Annotated in this window: 16 protein-coding genes; 7 read left to right on the top strand and 9 right to left on the bottom strand. The window is 59.1% G+C overall.

Features of this window, described 5'->3' with window-relative positions; all coding sequences use genetic code 11:
• Nucleotides 1–3: 3 nt before the first annotated feature.
• Complete coding sequence (locus EDF73_RS07390) at nucleotides 4–1,305, bottom strand: MFS transporter (RefSeq protein ID WP_132727775.1); 1,302 nt, start codon at nucleotides 1,303–1,305, stop codon at nucleotides 4–6.
• A 284-nt stretch (nucleotides 1,306–1,589) separates the two neighbouring features.
• Between EDF73_RS07390 and EDF73_RS07385 the strand changes: the two genes are divergently transcribed.
• Nucleotides 1,590–2,681 (top strand): LacI family DNA-binding transcriptional regulator, encoded by a 1,092-nt coding sequence (locus EDF73_RS07385; protein WP_165905663.1) that lies wholly within the window; start codon nucleotides 1,590–1,592, stop codon nucleotides 2,679–2,681.
• Here the strand turns inward: EDF73_RS07385 and EDF73_RS07380 are convergent.
• The 6 genes from EDF73_RS07380 to moeA all read right to left on the bottom strand — a co-directional run bounded on the left by EDF73_RS07380 (nucleotide 2,678) and on the right by moeA (nucleotide 11,041).
• Nucleotides 2,678–3,943 (bottom strand): DUF1479 domain-containing protein, encoded by a 1,266-nt coding sequence (locus tag EDF73_RS07380; protein WP_132728133.1) that lies wholly within the window; start codon nucleotides 3,941–3,943, stop codon nucleotides 2,678–2,680. The two genes, EDF73_RS07385 and EDF73_RS07380, sit on opposite strands and share 4 nt — an antisense overlap.
• Before the next feature lie 140 nt (nucleotides 3,944–4,083).
• Nucleotides 4,084–4,899 (bottom strand): Cof-type HAD-IIB family hydrolase, encoded by an 816-nt coding sequence (locus EDF73_RS07375; RefSeq protein WP_132727769.1) that lies wholly within the window; start codon nucleotides 4,897–4,899, stop codon nucleotides 4,084–4,086.
• A gap of 655 nt (nucleotides 4,900–5,554) precedes the next feature.
• Nucleotides 5,555–7,987, bottom strand: a complete 2,433-nt coding sequence (locus EDF73_RS07370; protein ID WP_132727766.1) for a formate C-acetyltransferase/glycerol dehydratase family glycyl radical enzyme — start codon at nucleotides 7,985–7,987, stop codon at nucleotides 5,555–5,557.
• Between the two features lie 4 nt (nucleotides 7,988–7,991).
• A complete protein-coding gene (locus EDF73_RS07365) occupies nucleotides 7,992–8,891 on the bottom strand; it encodes a glycyl-radical enzyme activating protein (protein WP_132727763.1) in 900 nt (299 codons plus the stop codon).
• A 159-nt stretch (nucleotides 8,892–9,050) separates the two neighbouring features.
• Nucleotides 9,051–9,806 carry a molybdopterin-synthase adenylyltransferase MoeB gene (gene moeB / locus EDF73_RS07360; RefSeq protein WP_132727760.1) on the bottom strand — a complete coding sequence of 252 codons (756 nt, stop codon included), beginning with the start codon at nucleotides 9,804–9,806 and terminating at the stop codon, nucleotides 9,051–9,053.
• A complete protein-coding gene (gene moeA, locus EDF73_RS07355) occupies nucleotides 9,806–11,041 on the bottom strand; it encodes a molybdopterin molybdotransferase MoeA (protein ID WP_132727757.1) in 1,236 nt (411 codons plus the stop codon). The genes moeB and moeA overlap by 1 nt, the downstream gene beginning before the upstream one ends.
• A 280-nt stretch (nucleotides 11,042–11,321) precedes the next feature.
• Between moeA and iaaA the strand changes: the two genes are divergently transcribed.
• The 5 genes from iaaA (at nucleotide 11,322) to gsiD (ending at nucleotide 17,650) form a co-directional block, all read left to right on the top strand.
• Nucleotides 11,322–12,263, top strand: a complete 942-nt coding sequence (gene iaaA, locus EDF73_RS07350; protein WP_132727754.1) for a beta-aspartyl-peptidase — start codon at nucleotides 11,322–11,324, stop codon at nucleotides 12,261–12,263.
• Between the two features lie 11 nt (nucleotides 12,264–12,274).
• Nucleotides 12,275–14,131: a glutathione ABC transporter ATP-binding protein GsiA gene (gene gsiA / locus EDF73_RS07345; protein WP_132727751.1), complete on the top strand. Its 1,857-nt coding sequence runs from the start codon at nucleotides 12,275–12,277 to the stop codon at nucleotides 14,129–14,131.
• Nucleotides 14,132–14,168: 37 nt separating this feature from the next.
• On the top strand, nucleotides 14,169–15,710 hold the full coding sequence (gene gsiB / locus EDF73_RS07340; RefSeq protein ID WP_132727748.1) for a glutathione ABC transporter substrate-binding protein GsiB: 1,542 nt from the start codon (nucleotides 14,169–14,171) through the stop codon (nucleotides 15,708–15,710).
• A 106-nt stretch (nucleotides 15,711–15,816) separates the two neighbouring features.
• Nucleotides 15,817–16,737, top strand: a complete 921-nt coding sequence (gene gsiC / locus EDF73_RS07335) for a glutathione ABC transporter permease GsiC (RefSeq protein ID WP_132727745.1) — start codon at nucleotides 15,817–15,819, stop codon at nucleotides 16,735–16,737.
• Between the two features lies 1 nt (nucleotide 16,738).
• On the top strand, nucleotides 16,739–17,650 hold the full coding sequence (gsiD, locus tag EDF73_RS07330; RefSeq protein ID WP_132728132.1) for a glutathione ABC transporter permease GsiD: 912 nt from the start codon (nucleotides 16,739–16,741) through the stop codon (nucleotides 17,648–17,650).
• 117 nt (nucleotides 17,651–17,767) lie between these two features.
• Here gsiD and rimO read toward each other — a convergent pair whose 3' ends face one another.
• Nucleotides 17,768–19,093, bottom strand: a complete 1,326-nt coding sequence (gene rimO, locus EDF73_RS07325; RefSeq protein ID WP_132727742.1) for a 30S ribosomal protein S12 methylthiotransferase RimO — start codon at nucleotides 19,091–19,093, stop codon at nucleotides 17,768–17,770.
• A 413-nt stretch (nucleotides 19,094–19,506) separates the two neighbouring features.
• Between rimO and EDF73_RS07320 the strand changes: the two genes are divergently transcribed.
• The gene (locus EDF73_RS07320) at nucleotides 19,507–19,986 is read left to right on the top strand and encodes a hypothetical protein (protein WP_132728130.1); all 480 of its coding nucleotides are present in this window, start codon (nucleotides 19,507–19,509) and stop codon (nucleotides 19,984–19,986) included.
• Nucleotides 19,987–20,095: 109 nt separating this feature from the next.
• Here EDF73_RS07320 and EDF73_RS07315 read toward each other — a convergent pair whose 3' ends face one another.
• A complete protein-coding gene (locus EDF73_RS07315; RefSeq protein WP_132727739.1) occupies nucleotides 20,096–20,389 on the bottom strand; it encodes a hypothetical protein in 294 nt (97 codons plus the stop codon).
• Nucleotides 20,390–20,421: the final 32 nt, after the last annotated feature.

Below are 20,421 nucleotides of genomic sequence, written 5' to 3'. Positions count from 1 at the left end.
CTCTCAGGCGCGTTTGGCGCGACGTTCAGCAATAAAAGTCACCAGGAAGATGGCGCCAATCAGGTCAAAGAACCCCATGGCGATAAATAGCGGGTTGAAGCCGATCTTGTCGGCGGTCACCCCGATGAGCAGCGAGAACAGGAAGCTGGCGATCCAGGCGGCGGAACCGCGCATGCCGTTGACGGTCGCCATCTGGCCTTTATCAAAGGATGCCACCACCAGCGCGCTCAGCATGCAGGAGATGATCTGGTGGCCGAAGCCGCCGATAGAAATCAGAATGATGGTGATATAGGGGTCGCGGGTGATGGCGACGAGCGCCAGCGAAATCATCAGGAATGCGCCGGTCACCGAGCTGGCGACCACCGAGTTAATCTGCGTGCAGCCGAACCAGCGGGTATACAGTCTGGTCAGATAGCCGCTGGCGACGCTGCCGAGGTCGGCGGCGAGGAACGGCAGCCAGGCGAACATGGCGATCTGCTTGAGATCCATCCCGTGCTCTTTCGCCAGGTACAGCGGTACCCAAAAGCTCAGCACCGCCCAGGCCGGTTCGGCCATAAAAGCCGGAATCGCAATACCGTAGAAGCGCTTATTTTTCGATACGGTTTTCAGCGCGGTAAAGAACGGCAGTTTTACCGCCGCCGGTTCATTATCCTGGCGGATGTACTCCAGCTCTGCTTTGCCGAGGTTGGGGTGCTTTTCCGGGGTGTGGTAAAACGCCCACCACAGAACCACCCACAGCAGCGCCAGCGCCCCGGTGAACATGAACGCGCCCTGCCAGCCGAAAGAGGCGTGGGCGAAATAGATAATCGGCGGCGCCAGCATGGCGCCGATGGAGAAGCCGACCCCGGCCCAACCGGCGGCAATCGGCCGTTCAGATTTCGGGAACCATTCGCCGATGGTTTTGGCGTTGGCCGGCGTGGCGGCGGCTTCTGCCCCACCCATAAAAAAGCGCAGGATCGCCAGGTGCAGCCAGCTACCGGCGCCGGCGTGAGCGATACAGGCGATCGCCCACAGCGTGGCGCAAATCATAAAGCCGAGCTTCAGGCCGATCACGTCGATAAGCCAGCCGCACAGCGGCTGGAAGAGGGTGTAGGCGAGCTGAAACGCGCCGACGATCCATGAGTACTGTTCGGTGGTGATGCCGAGGGTGGATTTCAGTTCCGGGGCGATAATCCCCAGAGAGTTGCGGGTAATGTAGTTAACGGTGACGCCGAGTAAGAAAAGGATCAGCATCCACCAGCGTAAGTTTTTTACCACCCGGCGGGCTTTGCTGACTGCCATATCGTTGTTGAGGCCTTGGCTCATAGAACGCTCCACAAGATTTTTTGTGTAGGGGGAAATGACCGTCTCAATCCGTAAGTTGTCATACCTGTTTTTTTAATATGTTGAATAATATTGTTTTATTTGTTTGGTGGTCCGAGGGTTTTTAGCGGAAGCTATCGGACCAATTGAGGTTAAGATAGAAAATTAGCCGACAGTAGCGTTATTTATGAAAGCTTTTTCATAAGATGGCGGAATGCTCACGGAAGATGCCAACGGTGGCTTGATAAACTGGGTTTTCAGTTGGTGAAAATTCTTTCATTTGCAAAATGGAGCTGGATCACAAAATGGATAAAAAGCTAAAAATCGCCGAAATCGCCGCCCGGACGGGGATGTCGGCGAGTACGGTTTCCAGGGTGCTGGCCGGAAAAGCGAACACCAGCGAGAAGGCGCGCCAGACCGTGCTGACCTGCGCGCGCGAAATGGGGGTGATGGATGGCATCGCCGCCGGACGCATGCTGCTCAATAGCCTGGTGGTGTTTGCGCCGCAGCGGGCGTTCGACGAGCGTTCCGATATCTATTACTACCGGGTTATCCAGAGCATTCATCACGCGCTGGCGGCGCATGAGGTGCGCCTGCGTACCTGTGCGCTGGAAGAGAACGACAGCGATGCCAACCTGTTTCTGGCGCGCATGAATGAGCCGGAAACCGAGGCGGCCGTCCTGCTCGGTATTGACGATCCGCATATTCACGATCTGGCGGCGGACCTGGCGAAACCCTGCGTACTGATCAACTGCCGCGATGAGGGAATGCGCCTGCCGTCGATTGCGCCGGATCACCGGCTGATCGGCCAGTTTGCCGCGCAGTATCTGTTTGATATGGGGCATCGGGCGGTGCTGAACGTGATGTGCCTGCGGCGCTACACCATGGAGCTGCGGCTGGTGGGCATCAAGGAGGCCTGGCGCGCGCGGAATCTGCGGTTTAGCGACGGGCGGGATCTGCTTACCGTCGCCAGCTTCAGCGCCAGGGAGACGGAAGAGCGGGTAGGGGAATGGCTCGATGCGCAGGCGGGGAAACCGCTGCCGACGGCATTTCTGGTGGGCGGCGATTTTATGGTCGCCGGCACCGTCAGCGCATTGCAAAAGCGCGGCCTGCGGGTGCCGCAGGATATATCGGTGATGAGTATCGATGGCTTTAATCTGGCGGCGATCCAGGATGTGCCGCTCACCGCGGTACACGTCCCACGCGATGAGCTGGGTACCGAAGCGGTCCATATGCTGCAGCAGCGGCTGCTCCGTCCGGATGCGCCGCGGGGTTCACTGCTGCTGCACGGTACGCTGGCGGTGCGTGACTCGGTACGGCGGATACGGCCGGATAACCGCCATACCGCCGTAGTGCAGGCCGGGCTCTATGACGACTAAACGGGGATACCCAGCGCCCGTTTACCGTGAACGTTGAGATCGTCCAGGGTAAAACGTTCCTGCCAGTCGGCCTCGTAGTCTTCACGCGGGAAGTCACCCGGCGAAGCGCCTTTTTCCAGCGCCAGTTTGACCTTCTGCGCGTAGGCGAGGTTTTTCTCGCACATCGGCGCGGCGGGGATATACATCACGTTGCCCCAGCCCTGCTGGTTTTCAACCGGGGCAACCGAGTGAATCACATCGCAGTGCCACCATACCGAATCGCCGGCGTTGAGCGCCGGAATCGAGCTCAGCGCTTTCATCAGCAGCGGGTGCCATTTCTGTGAAATCGGCAGCACTTTGCCCGGCGCCACGCCGCACAGCTCGTCTTCCGGCACGTCGTCAAGCAGCGGCCGCAGCAGGACATAGGCCATCGCTTCCGGAATCGGCACCACGTGCAGCAGTCCCTGACCCGGAATCATATCCGAGAGTGCGGTCCAGCCCTGGAAGGTACGGAAGACGGAACATTTGGTGGTGTTGTCGACGGTATACTCTTCCACTTCGGTGCGGTGCGCCGCATCCCACGGGTCGTAGGCTTCAATATTGCCGTTAAAAACGTTGGCAAAGACGCGTTGGTAGGCCGGCAGCAGCCAGCGCTCCAGCGCTCCGGAATCGGTGTGCGCGCCCAGCCCTTTTGAGGTGGTGCCCGGCGGGCGGCGGCGAATACGGTCCGGGTAAATGACGCTGACGTCAGGATCGAACCACTGTTTGCCGTCATGGTTAAAGGTCCACAGGCGGTTGAGGAACGATTGCACGGCCGCCATTTCATCGCTCTGCCGCGCCTGCATCTGCGCCTGGGACCAGTAAATCGGGTAAATTTCCGGGCGTGAGGCGTCGAGTGAGCCGAAGAAGGTATCGCCGGGGCCTTTGTAAACGTCATCGAAATGGTTGTGGTCGAGATACTCCAGCATTGCGTTATCCCAGGCCAGCGCGCGCTCGCGTGAAAAATGACCTTTGATCACCGCGCAGCCGCGACGCTTGATGGCTTCGCGCTGGGCGGGGCTGACCTTACCCTGGGCAATATCGCTAAATGGGATCACCGGCCAGACCTCTTCGCCGCGGGCCTTCAGCGCCTCGATCTCTGCCAGACGCGCGCTAATCCGCGCCGTTAGCTTATCGAACACCGCCTGCACATCGCCGATTTGCCCGCGCAGATGCTGTTTCATTTGTCGAATTGCCGCTTTGTGGTCGGCAGGTAATGTTTCGTGGGTATAGATAGCAGCCATGGTGACCTCACTCATCTTTCATTCGAAAGTATTAAATCTTACAAACGTTAATTTAAGTTAAATTTAAGTTAATGCAAGTTTAAAAATTAAAGGGAGTGCACAAAATGGAAAAAACCGGGGCGGAAGGCCCCGCTGAGCGATCAGACGTCGAAGGGGGAGGCGTTATCCAGAACGGCCTGAATGACCTTTAGCGCGCCGTGGTGATTATTGTCATCGGTCGCATACTGCGAGATAGTTTTGATGCTTTCGGCGGCATTGCCCATGGCGAATGAGTATTTCACCAGCTTGAGCATTTCCGCGTCGTTGCCGCTGTCGCCAATGGCGACGCACTCCTGCGGCGAGACGTGCCAGCGTTTCAGCAGGCGACTGATGCCGTTCGCTTTATGCAGGCCGGGAATGATTAAATCGACGAAGCCGAAACCGCTGGTCACCGGCTTCATGATGCCATCCAGCGCAACGTGCAGTTTATCGATCAGCTGCGGGATCTCGCTATCCGGCAGATTGAGCGAAAACTTAAACAGGGTGTCGTCGATTTGCTGATAATCGCTGATGCGCTGCAGGCGGTGATAGTGTTTTGCCATCAGGGCGACAAACGCATCGGGGGCTTTATCGCTGACGTAGGCGCTCTGCAGGCCGCAGGCGACAAAGTTCAGCTGGCTATCTTTCAGCAGCTCGCCAATGACCACCTGGGATTCGTGGCGCGTCAGCTCGCCGTGAAACAGCTGCTTGCCGTGCTCATACACCAGCGCCCCGTTCTCGGCGACGAAAGAGATCTGCTGTCGGATTTCAGGGAAAAAGGAGATCAGCTGGTAGTACTGGTTGCCGCTGGCGACAACGAATTCAATACCTTGCTGCTGAAGTTGCGCGAACTGCGCAAGAAAACGCGGGCGGTCATACTGCTTGGCGTCATTGAGAAAAGTTCCGTCCATATCAGTGACGATAACTTTAACGGTCATACCTGTGCTCCTGGCTTAACTGCGACCAGTAACATTCTAATTACAATGTGACCCAAAGCACAAATTTATTTCGAATGAAACTTCATCCGCCTCGTTGCGCTCCAGATAGGTGGGTTGACTCCGCTAGCGGCTGACAATGTACGGGAGAAAATTCCCGGGTTGCGGCGCTAACGCCTGACCCGGGCTACCACGGCGCGCAAATGGCCGTGAATCCGTAGCCCGGCTCAGCGCAGCGCCAGCCGGGGCTTTTACTTACAGCGTAGGCCTGGTACGGGCGATGAACTCGTCTCCGGGTTGCGGCGCTAACGCCTGACCCGGGCTACCACGGCGCGCAGATGGCCGTGAATCCGTAGCCCGGCTCAGCGCAGCGCCAGCCGGGGCTTTTACTTACAGCGTAGGCCTGGTACGGGCGATGAACTCGTCTCCGGGTTGCGGCGCTAACGCCTGACCCGGGCTACCACGGCGCGCAAATGGCCGTGAATCCGTAGCCCGGCTCAGCGCAGCGCCAGCCGGGGCTTTTACTTACAGCGTAGGCCTGGTATGGGCGATGAACTCGTCTCCGGGTTGCGGCGCTAACGTCTGACCCGGGCTACCAGCCAGCAAATGGCCGTGAATCCGTAGCCCGGCTCAGCGCAGCGCCAGCCGGGGCTTTTACTTACAGCGTATGCTCGGTGCGGGCGATGATATCGTCCTGGGCATCCGGCGACAGGGCGGTGAAGAAGGCCGAATAGCCGGCGACGCGGACCACTAAGTCGCGATACTGGTCAGGGTGTTTCTTCGCTTCCAGCAGCGTTTCGCGCGAGACGATGTTGTACTGGATATGCCAGCCTTTATGCACCTCGAAGAAGGTGCGCAGCAGCACCATCAGCTTCTGTTTATCGGACTCGTTCTCCAGCGTCGCCGGATTGAGCTTCTGATTCAGCAGTACGCCGCCGAGAATCGACCCGGTGGGGAGTTTACCGACGGAGCCGATCACCGCGGTGGGCCCGAGGTGGTCAGTCCCTGACGCCGGGCTTGCCCCTTCCGCCAGCGGGGAGTGCGCTTTGCGCCCATCCGGGGTGGCCATCGTCTGCGCGCCAAACGGTACGTTTGCCGAGATGGAAGAGGTCCCGGCGTAGTAGTTACCGCCAATCGGGCCGCGGCCGTAGCGCGGGTTATGATATTGCTTCAGCTCATCGATATAGGTCTGATACGCGCGCGCCAGCAGAATATCCACGCTGTCATCATCGTTGCCGTACTTCGGCGCGCCGTTAATGAGGCGTTGGCGCAGCTGTTCGTGGGTCAGTCCGGCGAAGTCCTCCGCCAGGGCTTGCGCCAGCTGCTGCTGACCGATCGCGCCCTGCTCAAACACCAGTTTTTTCACCGCCACTAAGCTGTTGCCGAGGTTGGCGATACCGACCTGCAAACCGGATACCCAGTCGTATTTCGCCCCGCCCTGCTTAATGCTCTTCGCCCGCTCGATACAATCATCCACCAGCGCCGAGCACAGAATGTCGTGGACGTTCTCTTCCAGCATGGTATCGACCACGTACTCGATCTCGATAGATTTGCGCGTGTAGTAGCGAATCTGCCTGTCCCAGTCCTCCAGCACCTGGTCGAAGCTGGCGAAGTTGCCTTTCGACAGCGCGCGCTCCTGCGGCAGAAACACCTGGCCGCTGGTGGCATCGCGGCCGCCTTCGAGAGTGGCCAGCATCACCCGGGCGAAGTTAATAAAGCTCATCCCGGTACAGCGATAGCCCCACTTGCCGCCGACGGCGGTTTCGATGCAGCCAATGGCGGCGTAGTCGTAAGCGTCCTGCGGCTCAATGCCGAGCTTGATGAATTCCGGAATAACGATTTCGTCGTTATTGAACGCCGGCATGCCGAAACCGCAGCGGATCACCTGCACGCAGGCATCGAGGAAGTCATTGCTCATCCCGGCATGGTAACGCACGCTGAGGTTGGGCTGGGTGGAACGCAGGCGGCCGCAGGATTCGAGGATCGCGTAGGAGAGCGGGTTCACCGCGTCCTGCGGCTTGCCGTCGACCAGATTCTGTCCGCCGATGGTGACGTTCTGGTACAGCGGGCTGCCCGCAGAGGCTTTGGAGTGCGAGCCGGAGCGGATTTTGTTCACTTCCAGCAGCTTCAGCCAGCAGCTATGCAGCATTTCAATCGCCTGCTCACGTTCCAGAGAGTGCTGCAGTTCGACGTCGCGGCGATAGTACGGGTACAGATACTGGTCCATTCGGCCGAAGGAGACCGAGTGGCCGTTGGATTCGATTTGCAGGATCAGCTGGATGAAATAGCACAGCTGCAGCGCCTGCCAGAAGGTTTTTGGCGGTTCATGGGCGATAATGGCGCAGTTTTCGGCGATGGCCAGCAGCTCGTCGCGACGGGCTTCGCGCGTTTCTGCGGCGGCCATCGTCCGGGCCAGCGCGGCAAAGCGTTGGCAATGTTCGCTCACCGCTGCCAGAACGATATCCATCGCTTTCAGGAACTGTTCGCCGTGTAAATCTGCCAGCACGGTGAGGTTAATCCGCGAGCGGCGCTCGGCGACTTTAGCGCGCAGGCCATCGAGACCTTTTTCCAGCAGCAGGGGATAGTTAACCGCCAGATGAGCGTCGCCGGAGGTCATGTTGCCTTCGGCTTTGATAATCCCGGTCGCCAGCAGCGCTTTTTGCTCATCGCTGAACATCCCGTAGCAGCGGTCCTGGACGGTTTGTCCGCGCCACCACGGGCAGATTTCATGCAGAACGCGCTTGTTCTCTTCGCTGACCGCGAAGCCCGCGCCCGGGCGATCGGCGAGGTCATCGATCTCTTTTTCTATCCAGCTGACGGTATATTCCGGGAAGATCGGCGCCGCGCGGACTTCGCTCGCCTGGTTGCCGACGATCAGCTCGTCGTGCTTGATCCAGATGGTGCGCTCCGCCAGGTGATGGGCCAGCGCCAGCGCGCGACGTACCGGGAGCGGCTTATCCAGATGCTGCTGATAAGCGGTGGTGTAATGCTGCGCGCGTTCGGTGCATACCGGCGGCTTAACAATATGCACCAGCGCCATTTTGTGCGCCTGAATGCGGGCGCTCAGCGTATCCAGTTTCAGAGTGGTCATGAGTTTATCCTCGTAAAGTAGCCGTTAAACCTTTGCTCTGAGCATAGTGCTGCGCGAAGGCGAGCAGCTCGGGGGCAGCAAGCGGTTTGTCCGGAGCGGTATAGGGCTGACTGAGTAACTGGTATTTGTTCATTCCCAGCGTGTGGTACGGCAGGAAATGAATCTCTCCGACCTGCAGGCGGTCGGCGGCAAAATCGGTTATGGCGGTAATCGCGGCTTCATCGGCGTTAAAGCCCGGAATGAGCGGGACGCGGATGATGATTTTCTTCCCGGCCTGCGCGACGCGCTGCAGGTTATCCAGCACCCGGCGGGCGCTGCCGTCGGTCCACGTATTGAAAATGGCCTCATTCACATGCTTGAGATCGGCGAGGAACAGATCGATCCACGGCAAAGAGGGGGCCACATACTTCCACGGTACGTGCAGGCACGTTTCGACGGCGGTATGGATCCCGGCCTCATGGCTTTTTCGCAACAGCGGCAGCGCCAGTTCAGGGCTCATAAAGGGTTCGCCGCCGGAGAGAGTGATCCCGCCGCCGCTGCGATCGTAAAAGGGCTTATCGCGTAGCACTGCGGTCATAATCTCGTCCACGCTTTTCTCTTCGCCACAGACGGTGAGCGCGGTAGTCGGGCAGCATTCGCGCAGCCGCGCATAGTGGTCATCGGTGAGCTTTTCACGATGGATAATCAGGCCATCCAGCTTGCGGGTTATCACCTCCGGCGCCGCCTGCTGGCACAGGTCGCAACCGTCGAGGCACAAACGGGCGTCATACAGCAGGTCCGCCGTACGGGCGCGGCTTTCCGGGTTCTGGCACCAGCGGCAGCCCAACGAGCAGCCTTTAAGGAACACCACGGTGCGGATCCCTGGGCCGTCATGGGTGGAATAGCGCTGAATATTGAAGATCATGATGAGCTCTCTCTTTGCATATGAAGATTAAATAACTTTCGAATGAAAGTTATATTGATGCAAATCAACAAGCATGGCGGAGAAGCTGGCAAAGAACGGGAAAGGTGTTGCAGGTCACAGATTAGCCGGCGACCGCCGCCGCCGGAAGGCAGTGGCAGGTTAGCGGCTTGCGCACACCTCGCACTGCGGATTGCGCGGCAGTCTCATTTCTCGGAACTGGCAGGTCATCGCATCATAGATCACGATTTTCCCCGCCGCGGGCGTGCCGTAGTGGGTGAGAACCTTGATGGCTTCCATCGCCTGCAGGGCGCCGATGATCCCCACCAGCGGGGCCATCACACCGGCCTCAACGCAGGTAAGGGCGTTATCGCCAAACAGACGGCTCAGGCAGCGATAGCACGGCTCACCCTCCTGCCAGGTGAAGACGCTGATCTGGCCTTCCATACGAATAGCCGCGCCGGAAACCAGCGGCGTGCGGTGCTGAAAGCAGCCGGCGTTAAGCTGGTTGCGGATGGCGACGTTATCGGTACAGTCAAGCACCAGATCATGGGCGGCGATTTGCGCCCACAGCGCCGGCCCTTCCAGCAGAGCGTTAAGCGGCGTGAGCTGAACATGGGGATTGATCCGCGCCAGCGCCTCGCGGGCGGAGTCGACTTTCGGCTGGCCGAGAGTCGCATCGCTGTGCAGGGTCTGGCGCTGCAAATTGGAGAGTGACACGCTATCAAAATCCAGCAGCGTCAGCTGCCCGACGCCTGCCGCCGCCAGATACTGCGCGGCGGCACAGCCGAGCCCGCCGAGTCCGACCACCAGCACCCGGGCGGCTTTCAGCTGCTCCTGACCGTCAAAATCAAAACCGCGGAGGATGATTTGCCGGTTGTAGCGCAGCATCTCCTCATCGCTCAGCTCCACGCCCATTACAGCCCCCCGAACAGATGGTTGAAGGGCTCGACTTCAACCCATTCGCCCGCTTCGACATGACCGCGTTCGCGTTCGAGGACGATAAAGCAGTTGCCGAGGCTGAAGGAGCTGAAAATGTGCGACCCCTGATGGCCGGTGGATTCGACCACCAGTTCACCGTCCGGATTGCGTTGCAGGATGCCGCGCTGGAAGTCGAGGCGCCCCGGCGATTTTTTCAGGCGTGCGGCGGCGCGAACCCGCAGGCGCATCGGCTGGGCCTGCGCGGTATTACCGCTCAGTTTCGCCAGCAGCGGCTGCACCAGCTGGTAGAAGGTGAGAGTTGCGGAGACCGGGTTCCCCGGCAGGCCGCAGAACCAGCTGCTGTTCAGCTTACCGAAGGCAAAAGGTTTACCCGGCTTGATGGCCAGCTTCCAGAAGCCGATTTCACCCAGCTCGTCGAGAATATCTTTGGTGTAGTCCGCTTCCCCGACGGAGACGCCGCCGGAGCTGATCACCACGTCAGCCTGCTGGTCGGCCTTGATAAAGACCTCCCGTAGCTTTTGCGGATCGTCAGGAATAATGCCGAGGTTGATGACTTCGCAGCCCAGCTGCTGAAGCATCAGGTGCACGGCAAGGCGGTTGGTATCGTAGATTTGCCCGTCGCCCAGCGGCTGGCCCGGCAGCTGCAGCTCGTCGCCGGTGGAGAAGACCGCCACCCGGACCTGACGAACCACTTCGACCTGGGCAATCCCCAGCGACGCCAGAACCGGCAGCTCGGCGACGGTTAAACGGGTCCCCGCCGGGAAGACCACCGCTCCCCTGGCGATATCCTCACCACGGCGGCGAACGTTTTGCCCGGCTTTGACCGGGGCAATGAAGCGAATGCCGTCCGCGGTTTGTTCGGTCTCTTCCTGCATCACCACCGCATCGCAGTCCGCTGGGACCGGCGCGCCGGTCATAATACGCAGACAGCTTCCCGCGGGCCAGGCGCCATGGAACGGCTGACCGGCGAACGCTTTACCCGCGACCGGCAGAGCGGCGCCATCGGCGAGATCGGCCAGACGTACGGCATAGCCATCCATCGCCGAGTTATCAAAGCCCGGAACGTCCAGCGGCGAAACGAGATCATGGGCGGTCACGCGCGAAAAGGCCTGCAACAGCGGTACGGTTTCCACCGCATTCAGCGGCGTTATACGGTTGAGCATCTGAGTCAGGGCGGTGTCGAGCGGCATCAGTCCGGCGGTAAAATCCATGGGTTGCTCCTGCGGGCAAAACATCAAAACGCCTATTATGGCAGAAAAGCGCCGGCGGCTATATGCCCTCCGGAACAGGCTTTACATCACCGCGCGCGCTTTCTATATTCAAAAATTGTATAGGACAGTAAGCACGATAATGATATTTATACACAAAATCATTCAGAGCGCGTCGAAGCGACAGCAACATCACCCCGGGATGGTGCGGGTGTTTGTTGCGTCGCAGGCGGCCGTTCACAGGATGCCGTGTAGAGGCACTTTATCGTTTAAGGATCGCTGAATGGGCAAGGCGGTAATAGCAATTCATGGCGGGGCGGGGGCCATCACGCGCGCGCAGCTGACGCCAGAACGCGAACGTCAGTACGTGGCGGCGCTGTCGGCGATTGTCGACAGCGGGCAGAAAATGCTGGCGGCGGGAGCCAGCGCGCTGAATACGGTGACCGAAGCGGTGCGCCTGCTGGAAGAGTGCCCGCTATTTAATGCGGGTATCGGTTCGGTATTCACCCGCGATGCGACGCATGAGCTGGATGCCTGCATTATGGACGGCAACAGTCTCCACGCCGGGGCGGTCGCCGGGATTAAACATCTACGTAACCCGGTGCTGGCCGCGCGTCTGGTACTTGAGCAGAGTCCGCATGTGCTGCTGATTGGCGAAGGGGCAGAGGATTTTGCCGCCTCTCACGGCATGGAACGGGTGGCAAACACGCTGTTTTCAACCACCGAACGTTTACTGCAGCTGCAGCAGGCGCAGTCGGATGACGAGATTGTCCTCGATCACCACCTCGCCCCGCTGGACGAGCGCCAGAAAATGGGTACCGTCGGCGCGGTGGCGCTGGATTTGGCCGGTAATCTGGCTGCCGCGACCTCTACCGGGGGGATGACCAATAAACTCCCCGGCCGCGTTGGCGACAGTCCGCTGCCCGGGGCCGGTTGTTACGCCAATAACGCCAGCGTGGCGGTCTCCTGTACCGGTACCGGCGAAGTCTTTATGCGTACGCTGGCGGCCTACGATATTGCCGCGTTGATGGAGTATGGCAACCTGAGTCTGTACGACGCCTGCGAACGCGTGGTCATGGAAAAACTGCCGGCGCTGGGCGGCAGCGGCGGGCTGATTGCGATCGACCGGGAAGGTAACGTGGTGCTGCCGTTTAACAGCGAAGGCATGTATCGGGCGTGGTGCTATGCGGGCGATACGCCTACGATTGGTATTTATCGGGAATAAGGGGAAGGACGTTGCCGCAGAGTCAAGAAATCGATGCCAGCGATGTGCTGGTGGTGCGCGATCTGAACGTGGCGTTTAGCCAGGAGCAGCAGACCTTTTCGGCGGTGCGTCATCTCTCGTTTACCCTGCGGCGCGGCGAGACGTTAGCCATCGTCGGGGAGTCCGGCTCGGGTAAGTCGGTGACCGCGCTGGCGCTGATGCGTCTGCTCGATCAGGCGGCAAGCCAGGTCAGCAGCGAGGGGCTGTGGCTGCGCCGCCGCAACGGCCAGGTGCTGGCCTTGAGCGAGCAGTCCGCCGCCGGGATGCGCAGCGTGCGCGGGGCCGATATGGCGATGATTTTTCAGGAGCCGATGACCTCACTGAACCCGGTGTTTACCATCGGCGAACAGATTGCCGAGTCTATCCGTCTGCATCAGGGGCTGGGGCATGAAGAGGCGCTGCGCGAAGCGAAAAAAATGCTCGACCAGGTGCGTATTCCCGAAGCGCAAGCGATGCTCTCGCGCTATCCGCATCAGCTCTCCGGCGGGATGCGCCAGCGGGTAATGATCGCCATGGCGCTGTCGTGCCGACCGGCGGTGCTGATCGCCGATGAGCCGACCACCGCGCTGGATGTGACGATCCAGGCGCAGATCCTCCAGCTGATTGCCGTGCTGCAAAAAGAGATGGCGATGGGGGTGATTTTTATTACGCACGATATGGGCGTGGTTGCCGATATCGCCGATCGGGTGCTGGTGATGTACCGCGGAGAAGCGGTGGAGTGCGGGGCGGTGACGGAGATCTTCCGCGCGCCGCAGCACCCTTATACCCAGGCGCTGCTGGCCGCGGTGCCGCGTTTAGGTTCGATGCGCGGCAGCGATCTCCCGCGTCATTTCCCGTTATTACAGCAAACCGCGCCTGACGAGGGCGAGCAGAATACCGTCGTCGCCGGGGAGCCGATTCTGAAAGTGCGTGACCTGGTGGCGCGTTTCCCGCTGCGCAGCGGCATTCTGAATCGCATCACCCGCGAAGTGCACGCGGTGGAAAAAGTCAGCTTTGACCTGTGGCCGGGGGAGACCCTGTCGCTGGTCGGCGAATCCGGCTGCGGGAAATCAACCACCGGTCGCGCCCTGTTGCGGCTGGTCGCGACGCAGGGCGGGACCATCACGTTTAACGGCGAGCGCATCGATACGCTCGCCAACAGCAAGCTGCAGGCGCTGCGCCGCGATATTCAGTTTATTTTTCAGGATCCGTATGCGTCGCTCGACCCGCGACAAACGGTCGGCTATTCGATTATGGAGCCGCTGCGCATCCACGGTATGCTGGAGGGCGATGCGGCGCGCGAACGCGTCGGCTGGCTGCTGGAGCGCGTCGGCCTGCTGCCCGAACACGCCTGGCGCTACCCACATGAGTTTTCCGGCGGCCAGCGCCAGCGCATCTGCATCGCCCGCGCCCTGGCGCTCAATCCAAAAGTAGTGATTGCCGATGAGTCGGTCTCGGCGCTTGATGTCTCGATCCGCGCGCAGATTATTAATCTGATGCTCGATTTACAGCGCGAAATGGGCATCGCCTTTCTGTTTATTTCGCATGATATGGCGGTCGTTGAACGCATCAGCCACCGCGTGGCGGTGATGTATCGTGGTCGCATCGTGGAGATTGGCCCACGGCGTGCCGTATTTGAAGACCCACAGCATCCTTATACCCGCAAACTGATGGCCGCCGTTCCGGTCGCCGACCCGACGCATCGTCATCCGCAGCGCGTGCTGCTCTCTGATGAGCTGCCGGGCAATATCTATAAGCGGGGAGAAGAGGTAACCAGCGCGCCGTTACTCCAGGTGGGGCCGGGACATTTTGTCGCCAGGGAACCCGTCGCCGATGTGCTGGGAAGATAACAACAACATCCATAATGCAGGATTTCAGGAGAACAACATGACACAACGCGTATCACGCAAATGGTTGCTGGCGCTGGGCATCGCGTCGGCGCTGGCGGCAAGTCCCGCTTTTGCCGCCAAAGATGTGGTCGTAGCGGTCGGTTCTAACTTTACGACCCTCGACCCCTATGATGCCAATGACACCTTGTCCCAGGCCGTCGCCAAGTCGTTCTATCAAGGGCTGTTCGGTCTTGATAAGGATATGAAGCTGCAAAACGTGCTGGCGGAAAGCTACACCATCTCCCCGGACGGGCTGGTCTACACCATCAAGCTGCATTCGGGGGTCAAGTTCCAGGACGGCAGCGATTTTAACGCCGAAGCGGTGAAGGCCAACCTCGATCGCGCCAGCAATCCGGACAATCACCTCAAGCGCTACAACCTGTATAAAAATATCGCCAGTACCGAAGCCGTTGACCCGACGACGGTAAAAATCACCCTCAAACAGCCGTTCTCGGCGTTCATCAACATTCTTGCCCACCCGGCAACGGCGATGATCTCCCCGGCGGCGCTGAAAAAGTACGGCAAAGAGATCGGTTTCCATCCGGTGGGCACCGGCCCGTATAAGCTGGATACCTGGAATCAGACCGATTTTGTGAAGGTGACAAAATTTGCCGACTACTGGCAGCCGGGCTTGCCGAAGTTGGATTCTATTACCTGGCGTCCGGTGGTGGATAACAATACCCGTGCGGCGATGCTGCAAACCGGCGAAGCGCAGTTTGCCTTCCCGATCCCCTATGAGCAGGCCCCGGTGCTGGAGAAAAACAGCAAGCTGGAGCTGGTGGCCAGCCCGTCGATCATGCAACGTTACATCAGCATGAACGTCACGCAAAAGCCGTTTGATAACCCGAAAGTGCGGGAAGCGATCAACTATGCGATCAACCGCCAGGCGCTGGTGAAGGTTGCCTTCGCCGGCTATGCCACCCCGGCCACCGGCGTTGTCCCACCTTCCATCGCCTACGCCGAGACCTTTAAACCGTGGCCGTACGATCCGGCGAAAGCCCGCGAGCTGCTTAAAGAGGCCGGTTTCCCTAACGGGTTCAGCACCACGCTGTGGTCATCGCATAACCACAGCACCGCGCAGAAGGTGTTGCAGTTCACTCAGCAGCAGCTGGCGCAGGTAGGAATTAAGGCGCAGCTGACGGCGATGGATGCCGGGCAGCGTGCGGCGGAAGTGGAAGGCAAAGGGCAGAAAGAGAGCGGAGTACGCATGTTCTACACCGGTTGGTCGGCCTCAACCGGCGAAGCCGACTGGGCGCTGTCGCCGCTGTTTGCTTCGCAAAACTGGCCGCCAACCCTGTTCAACACCGCTTTTTACGCCAACCCTCAGGTGGATAAGGACCTGAATGATGCGCTGAAAACTACCGACGTGAAGGAAAAAACGCGGCTCTACAAAGACGCGCAGGATACGATCTGGAAAGAGTCGCCGTGGGTTCCGTTGGTGGTGGAAAAACTGGTGTCGGCGCACAGCAAGAGTCTGACCGGCTTCTATATCCAGCCGGATACCGGCTTTAGCTTCGAGCAGGCGGATTTAGCACAGTGATAGCATGTACCCTGGCCCTCTCCCGCCGCGGGGGAGGGCAGCGGGCCACGCGGCTACGCCTGTTATCCTCGTCCCGACGCAGTGAGGGCGGAAGTCAGGAGGGGCGATGCTTAATTATGTGATTAAACGCCTGCTGGGGCTGATTCCTACGCTGTTGATTGTCGCGGTGCTGGTGTTTCTGTTCGTGCATATGCTGCCCGGAGACCCGGCGCGGTTGATTGCCGGACCGGAGGCCGATGCGCAGGTAGTGGCGATGGTGAGCCAGCAGCTGGGGCTCGATCGGCCGCTGCACGTCCAGTTCTGGCACTACATCACCAGCGTGCTGCAGGGGGATTTTGGCATCTCGATGGCGTCGCGTCGTCCGGTGAGCAGTGAAATCGCCAGCCGCTTTATGCCGACCCTGTGGCTCACGCTCGCCAGCATGAGCTGGGCGGTGGTGTTTGGTATGGCGGCGGGCATTGCGGCGGCGGTGTGGCGCAATCGCTGGCCGGATCGTCTGGGGATGGCGCTGGCGGTCACCGGTATTTCGTTCCCGGCCTTTGCGCTCGGTATGCTGTTGATGCAGGTCTTCTCCGTTGAGCTGGGCTGGCTGCCGACGGTCGGCGCTGACAGCTGGCGGCACTACATTCTGCCTTCCCTGACCCTGGGGGCGGCGGTGGCGGCGGTGATGGCGCGTTTCACCCGCGCCTCTTTCGTCGATGTGCTGCATGAAGACTACATGCGCACCGCGCGGGCGAAAGGGGTCAGCGAGACGCTGGTGGTACTGAAACACGGCCTGCGCAACGCGATGATCCCGGTGGTTACCATGATGGGGCTACAGTTCGGTTTCCTGCTCGGCGGGTCGATCGTGGTAGAGAAGGTCTTTAACTGGCCCGGCCTTGGGCGACTGCTGGTGGATTCAGTGGAGATGCGCGACTATCCGGTGATTCAGGCGGAGGTTTTGCTCTTTTCGCTGGAATTTATTCTTATCAATTTAGTGGTGGATGTGCTGTATGCCGCCATTAACCCAGCTATCAGGTACAAGTAAGGTGCGATTGCTCAACTGGAGAAGGCAGGCGGTTATCAATGCCATGCCGGGGCTCAAACCCGGACAAATACGCACGCCGTGGCACGAATTCTGGCGGCGTTTTCGGCGTCAGCCGGTGGCGATGGGAGCCGGCGTTTTTGTCCTGCTGCTGATTGCGGTGGCGGTGGTCGCCCCGTGGATCGCGCCGTTCGATGCGGAAAACTATTTCGATTATGACCGGCTGAATGAAGGCCCGTCGATGATGCACTGGTTTGGCGTCGATTCGCTCGGGCGCGATATTTTCAGCCGGGTGCTGGTCGGGGCGCAGATTTCACTGGCGGCCGGGGTGCTGGCGGTGCTGATCGGCGCGGCGATAGGCACCGTGCTCGGACTGCTGGCCGGGTATTATGAAGGCTGGTGGGATCGGATCATCATGCGTATCTGTGACGTGCTGTTTGCCTTCCCCGGGATCCTGCTGGCGATTGCGGTGGTGGCGGTGATGGGCAGCGGGATGTCGAACGTGATTATCGCGGTGGCCATTTTTTCGATCCCGGCCTTTGCCCGCCTGGTGCGCGGCAACACCCTGGTGCTCAAGCAGCAGACCTTTATCGAGTCGGCGCGCAGCATTGGCGCCAGCGATGCCACGATTCTGTTCAGCCATATCCTGCCCGGCACGGTGTCGTCAATCGTGGTCTATTTCACCATGCGTATCGGGGTGTCGATTATCTCCGCCGCCAGTCTCTCTTTCCTGGGGCTTGGGGCGCAGCCGCCGACGCCGGAGTGGGGGGCGATGCTCAATGAGGCGCGGGCGGATATGGTGATGGCGCCGCACGTGGCGCTGTTCCCGGCGATTGCGATTTTTCTGACGGTGCTGGCGTTTAACCTGCTGGGCGACGGCCTGCGCGATGCGTTGGATCCGAAGATCAAGGGGTAGCGGAAGATTCCCCGCCGGCGCGGCGCTTATCGGGGAGCGCGGGCGGGGCGATGTGTGGTTTTGCTCGCCCGGATAAGCCGCATCGCGGCGTTATCCGGGAGCGGGACGATGCCGGAATTAAACCCGGCTGCCCCACAGGTCGTATTCGTCGGCGTGTTCCACTTTCACCCGCACCACGTCGCCAGGTTTCACCCCGGTTTCGCCGTTCAGATAGACCGCGCCGTCGATTTCCGGAGCGTCGGCCATGCTGCGGCCGATGGCGCCTTCTTCATCGACTTCGTCGATCAGCACCATTACTTCGCGGCCCACCTTCTCCTGCAGACGTTCGGCGGAAATCTGCTGCTGCAGCTGCATAAAGCGATTCCAGCGCTCTTCTTTCACCTCTTCCGGCACCTGATCCGCCAGTTCGTTGGCGGTAGCGCCTTCAACCGGGCTGTACTTAAAGCAGCCAACGCGGTCGAGACGCGCCTCTTTCAGGAAGTCGAGCAGCATCTGGAAATCTTCTTCCGTTTCTCCCGGGAAGCCGACGATAAAGGTCGAACGCAGGGTCAAATCGGGGCAGATTTCACGCCACTGCTTGATGCGCGCCAGCTGACGATCGGCCGAACCCGGACGTTTCATCAGTTTCAGGATCCGCGGGCTGGCATGCTGCAGCGGGATATCGAGGTACGGCAGGATTTTGCCTTCCGCCATCAGCGGGATCACGTCATCGACGTGCGGGTACGGGTATACGTAGTGCAGGCGTACCCAGATGCCGAGTTTCGCCAGCTCTTCGCACAGGCTGACCATGCTGGTTTTCACCGGCATCCCGTCGTGGAAGCCGGTGCGGTGTTTCACATCCACACCGTAGGCGGAGGTATCCTGAGAAATGACCAGCAGCTCTTTTACCCCGGCATCGGCGAGACGTTTGGCTTCTGCCAGCACTTCGCCAATCGGACGGCTCACCAGGTCGCCGCGCATCGACGGGATAATGCAGAAGGTGCAGCGATGGTTGCAGCCTTCGGAAATTTTCAGATAGGCGTAGTGACGCGGCGTTAGCTTCACGCCTTGTTCCGGCACCAGGCTGAGGAACGGATTGTGCTTCGGCTTCGGCGTATAGTGATGGACGTGCTCAAGCACCTGCTCATAGCTATGCGGGCCGGTGATCTCCAGCACTTTCGGGTGCACTTCGCGAATCTGGTCTTCTTTCGCCCCCAGGCAGCCGGTCACAATCACTTTCCCGTTTTCTTTTAACGCTTCGCCAATGGCTTCCAGCGACTCCTGCACGGCGCTGTCGATAAAGCCACAGGTGTTGACGATAACCATGTCGGCGTTGTCGTAGGTGGGCACCACGTCATAACCTTCGGTACGCAGTTCGGTCAGGATGCGTTCTGAGTCCACGAGGTTCTTCGGGCAGCCCAGAGAGACAAAGCCGATCTTCGGCTGATGCGTTACATTGCTCATAGCTTAAAAAGTATTCAATTATTGGAATGGTCGGGGCACAGATTCTACAGAGATTGGCGGGAAAATTGTACTGCTATCTCCGCTTGCCGCAGCGGGTCGCGGATCCGCCGGGAAACGCTTTTCCCGGGCAGTGAAAGCGGGCAGGATGACGGGCGCGGCATTAAAATCCGCTGGCGTGCGACGGCCCCGTATAAAGGGCGCCGCTGCGCATAGGCCTTTCGCGTACCTTTAGCGCCGGCAATATGTATATCGCCAGCGAACAAGACCGGGCAGCACGTACGCCCGGAGAGGCTGATTGAGTCCCGGTTTAGCTCTGCTGTGATAACGTGCTGTTTTGCTCCCGACGTTTCCTTGTTGTGTCCCTGGATTTGTGCATGTTTAAAAAACGAAATTGCGTATGCGGTATTTCACTGATGGCGGCAGTCGCTTCAGGTTATGCCGCAGAGATTAATTTATATTCTATTAATACGGGTTCCTATGTCTATCATTTGACGGGGAATCATGGTCAATATAACGAGAATTTTAATAACCGCTTTGTCTCTGTTGAGCGGAAGTTTTCGCCAGAGTCTAAATACAGTGCATTAGTCGGCACGATGAAAAACAGTTTTGATGACCGCTGCCTGTCGTTGGGGATGAGAAGAGACTGGGCTTCCGGGCAAAACGGTTGGACATTTAAAGGTGTCTACGCCTATACCGGAGAATTCTTTTTTAAGGCGTTCAGCCACTGCGGTGATTCAGGAACCTACAGGACGGCAAAGAAATTAACCGGGGTCGGTTTTTCGCCCTATCTTTACCACGGACTGCAATATAACTTTAGCAATTATTTTGCCGTTGAAGGGGGGATGATTGTCCCGGCGATATTTGCCATGAGTATGCAGTGGAGCTTTCGTTAATGACCGCGATGTGGCCGCCGCACAATACGCCGCCGGATATTTAAACCACGCCACAGGGCGGAAAAAAGAGAGTATGCGTTGAATGGGGATTCATGAATCCCGGAGACCTTCACGCCATCCTGGAGCAAAGGCTGCCGGAGAGGTTAATTAAAAAGTGAATATTCACGCTGAGCGCCAGCATGATCAGCATGGTGACAAGGAACAGAATGCCGGAGCGCAATGTTTTTATTTTTTTCTCATTGCTGCTTAAATCACGGTTGTTGCGTATTTTATTACGCTGATACAAAAAGATAAGGCATAGCGCGATATACGCTAGCGGCGAAAAAATATGAAGATAATGATAGGGCCAGAGTAATAACTCGCTGGTGCCCATGGCAATGAGCCAGGCAATGATGAGGATCATGCTGTTTTCCGCAGTTGATAAATGATTTTTAC

Source organism: Klebsiella sp. BIGb0138, assembly GCF_004342285.1.
GTDB lineage: Bacteria > Pseudomonadota > Gammaproteobacteria > Enterobacterales > Enterobacteriaceae > Klebsiella.
This window is presented reverse-complemented; position numbering and strand designations above follow the sequence as displayed.

Coding starts and splice junctions, on each gene's coding strand:
- EDF73_RS07390 (WP_132727775.1), bottom strand. CDS start 1,305: ATGAGCCAAGGCCTCAACAACGATATGGCAGTCAGCAAAGCCCGCCGG.
- EDF73_RS07385 (WP_165905663.1), top strand. CDS start 1,590: ATGGAGCTGGATCACAAAATGGATAAAAAGCTAAAAATCGCCGAAATC.
- EDF73_RS07380 (WP_132728133.1), bottom strand. CDS start 3,943: ATGGCTGCTATCTATACCCACGAAACATTACCTGCCGACCACAAAGCG.
- EDF73_RS07375 (WP_132727769.1), bottom strand. CDS start 4,899: ATGACCGTTAAAGTTATCGTCACTGATATGGACGGAACTTTTCTCAAT.
- EDF73_RS07370 (WP_132727766.1), bottom strand. CDS start 7,987: ATGACCACTCTGAAACTGGATACGCTGAGCGCCCGCATTCAGGCGCAC.
- EDF73_RS07365 (WP_132727763.1), bottom strand. CDS start 8,891: ATGATCTTCAATATTCAGCGCTATTCCACCCATGACGGCCCAGGGATC.
- moeB (WP_132727760.1), bottom strand. CDS start 9,806: ATGGGCGTGGAGCTGAGCGATGAGGAGATGCTGCGCTACAACCGGCAA.
- moeA (WP_132727757.1), bottom strand. CDS start 11,041: ATGGATTTTACCGCCGGACTGATGCCGCTCGACACCGCCCTGACTCAG.
- iaaA (WP_132727754.1), top strand. CDS start 11,322: ATGGGCAAGGCGGTAATAGCAATTCATGGCGGGGCGGGGGCCATCACG.
- gsiB (WP_132727748.1), top strand. CDS start 14,169: ATGACACAACGCGTATCACGCAAATGGTTGCTGGCGCTGGGCATCGCG.
- gsiC (WP_132727745.1), top strand. CDS start 15,817: ATGCTTAATTATGTGATTAAACGCCTGCTGGGGCTGATTCCTACGCTG.
- rimO (WP_132727742.1), bottom strand. CDS start 19,093: ATGAGCAATGTAACGCATCAGCCGAAGATCGGCTTTGTCTCTCTGGGC.
- EDF73_RS07320 (WP_132728130.1), top strand. CDS start 19,507: ATGGCGGCAGTCGCTTCAGGTTATGCCGCAGAGATTAATTTATATTCT.
- EDF73_RS07315 (WP_132727739.1), bottom strand. CDS start 20,389: ATGATCCTCATCATTGCCTGGCTCATTGCCATGGGCACCAGCGAGTTA.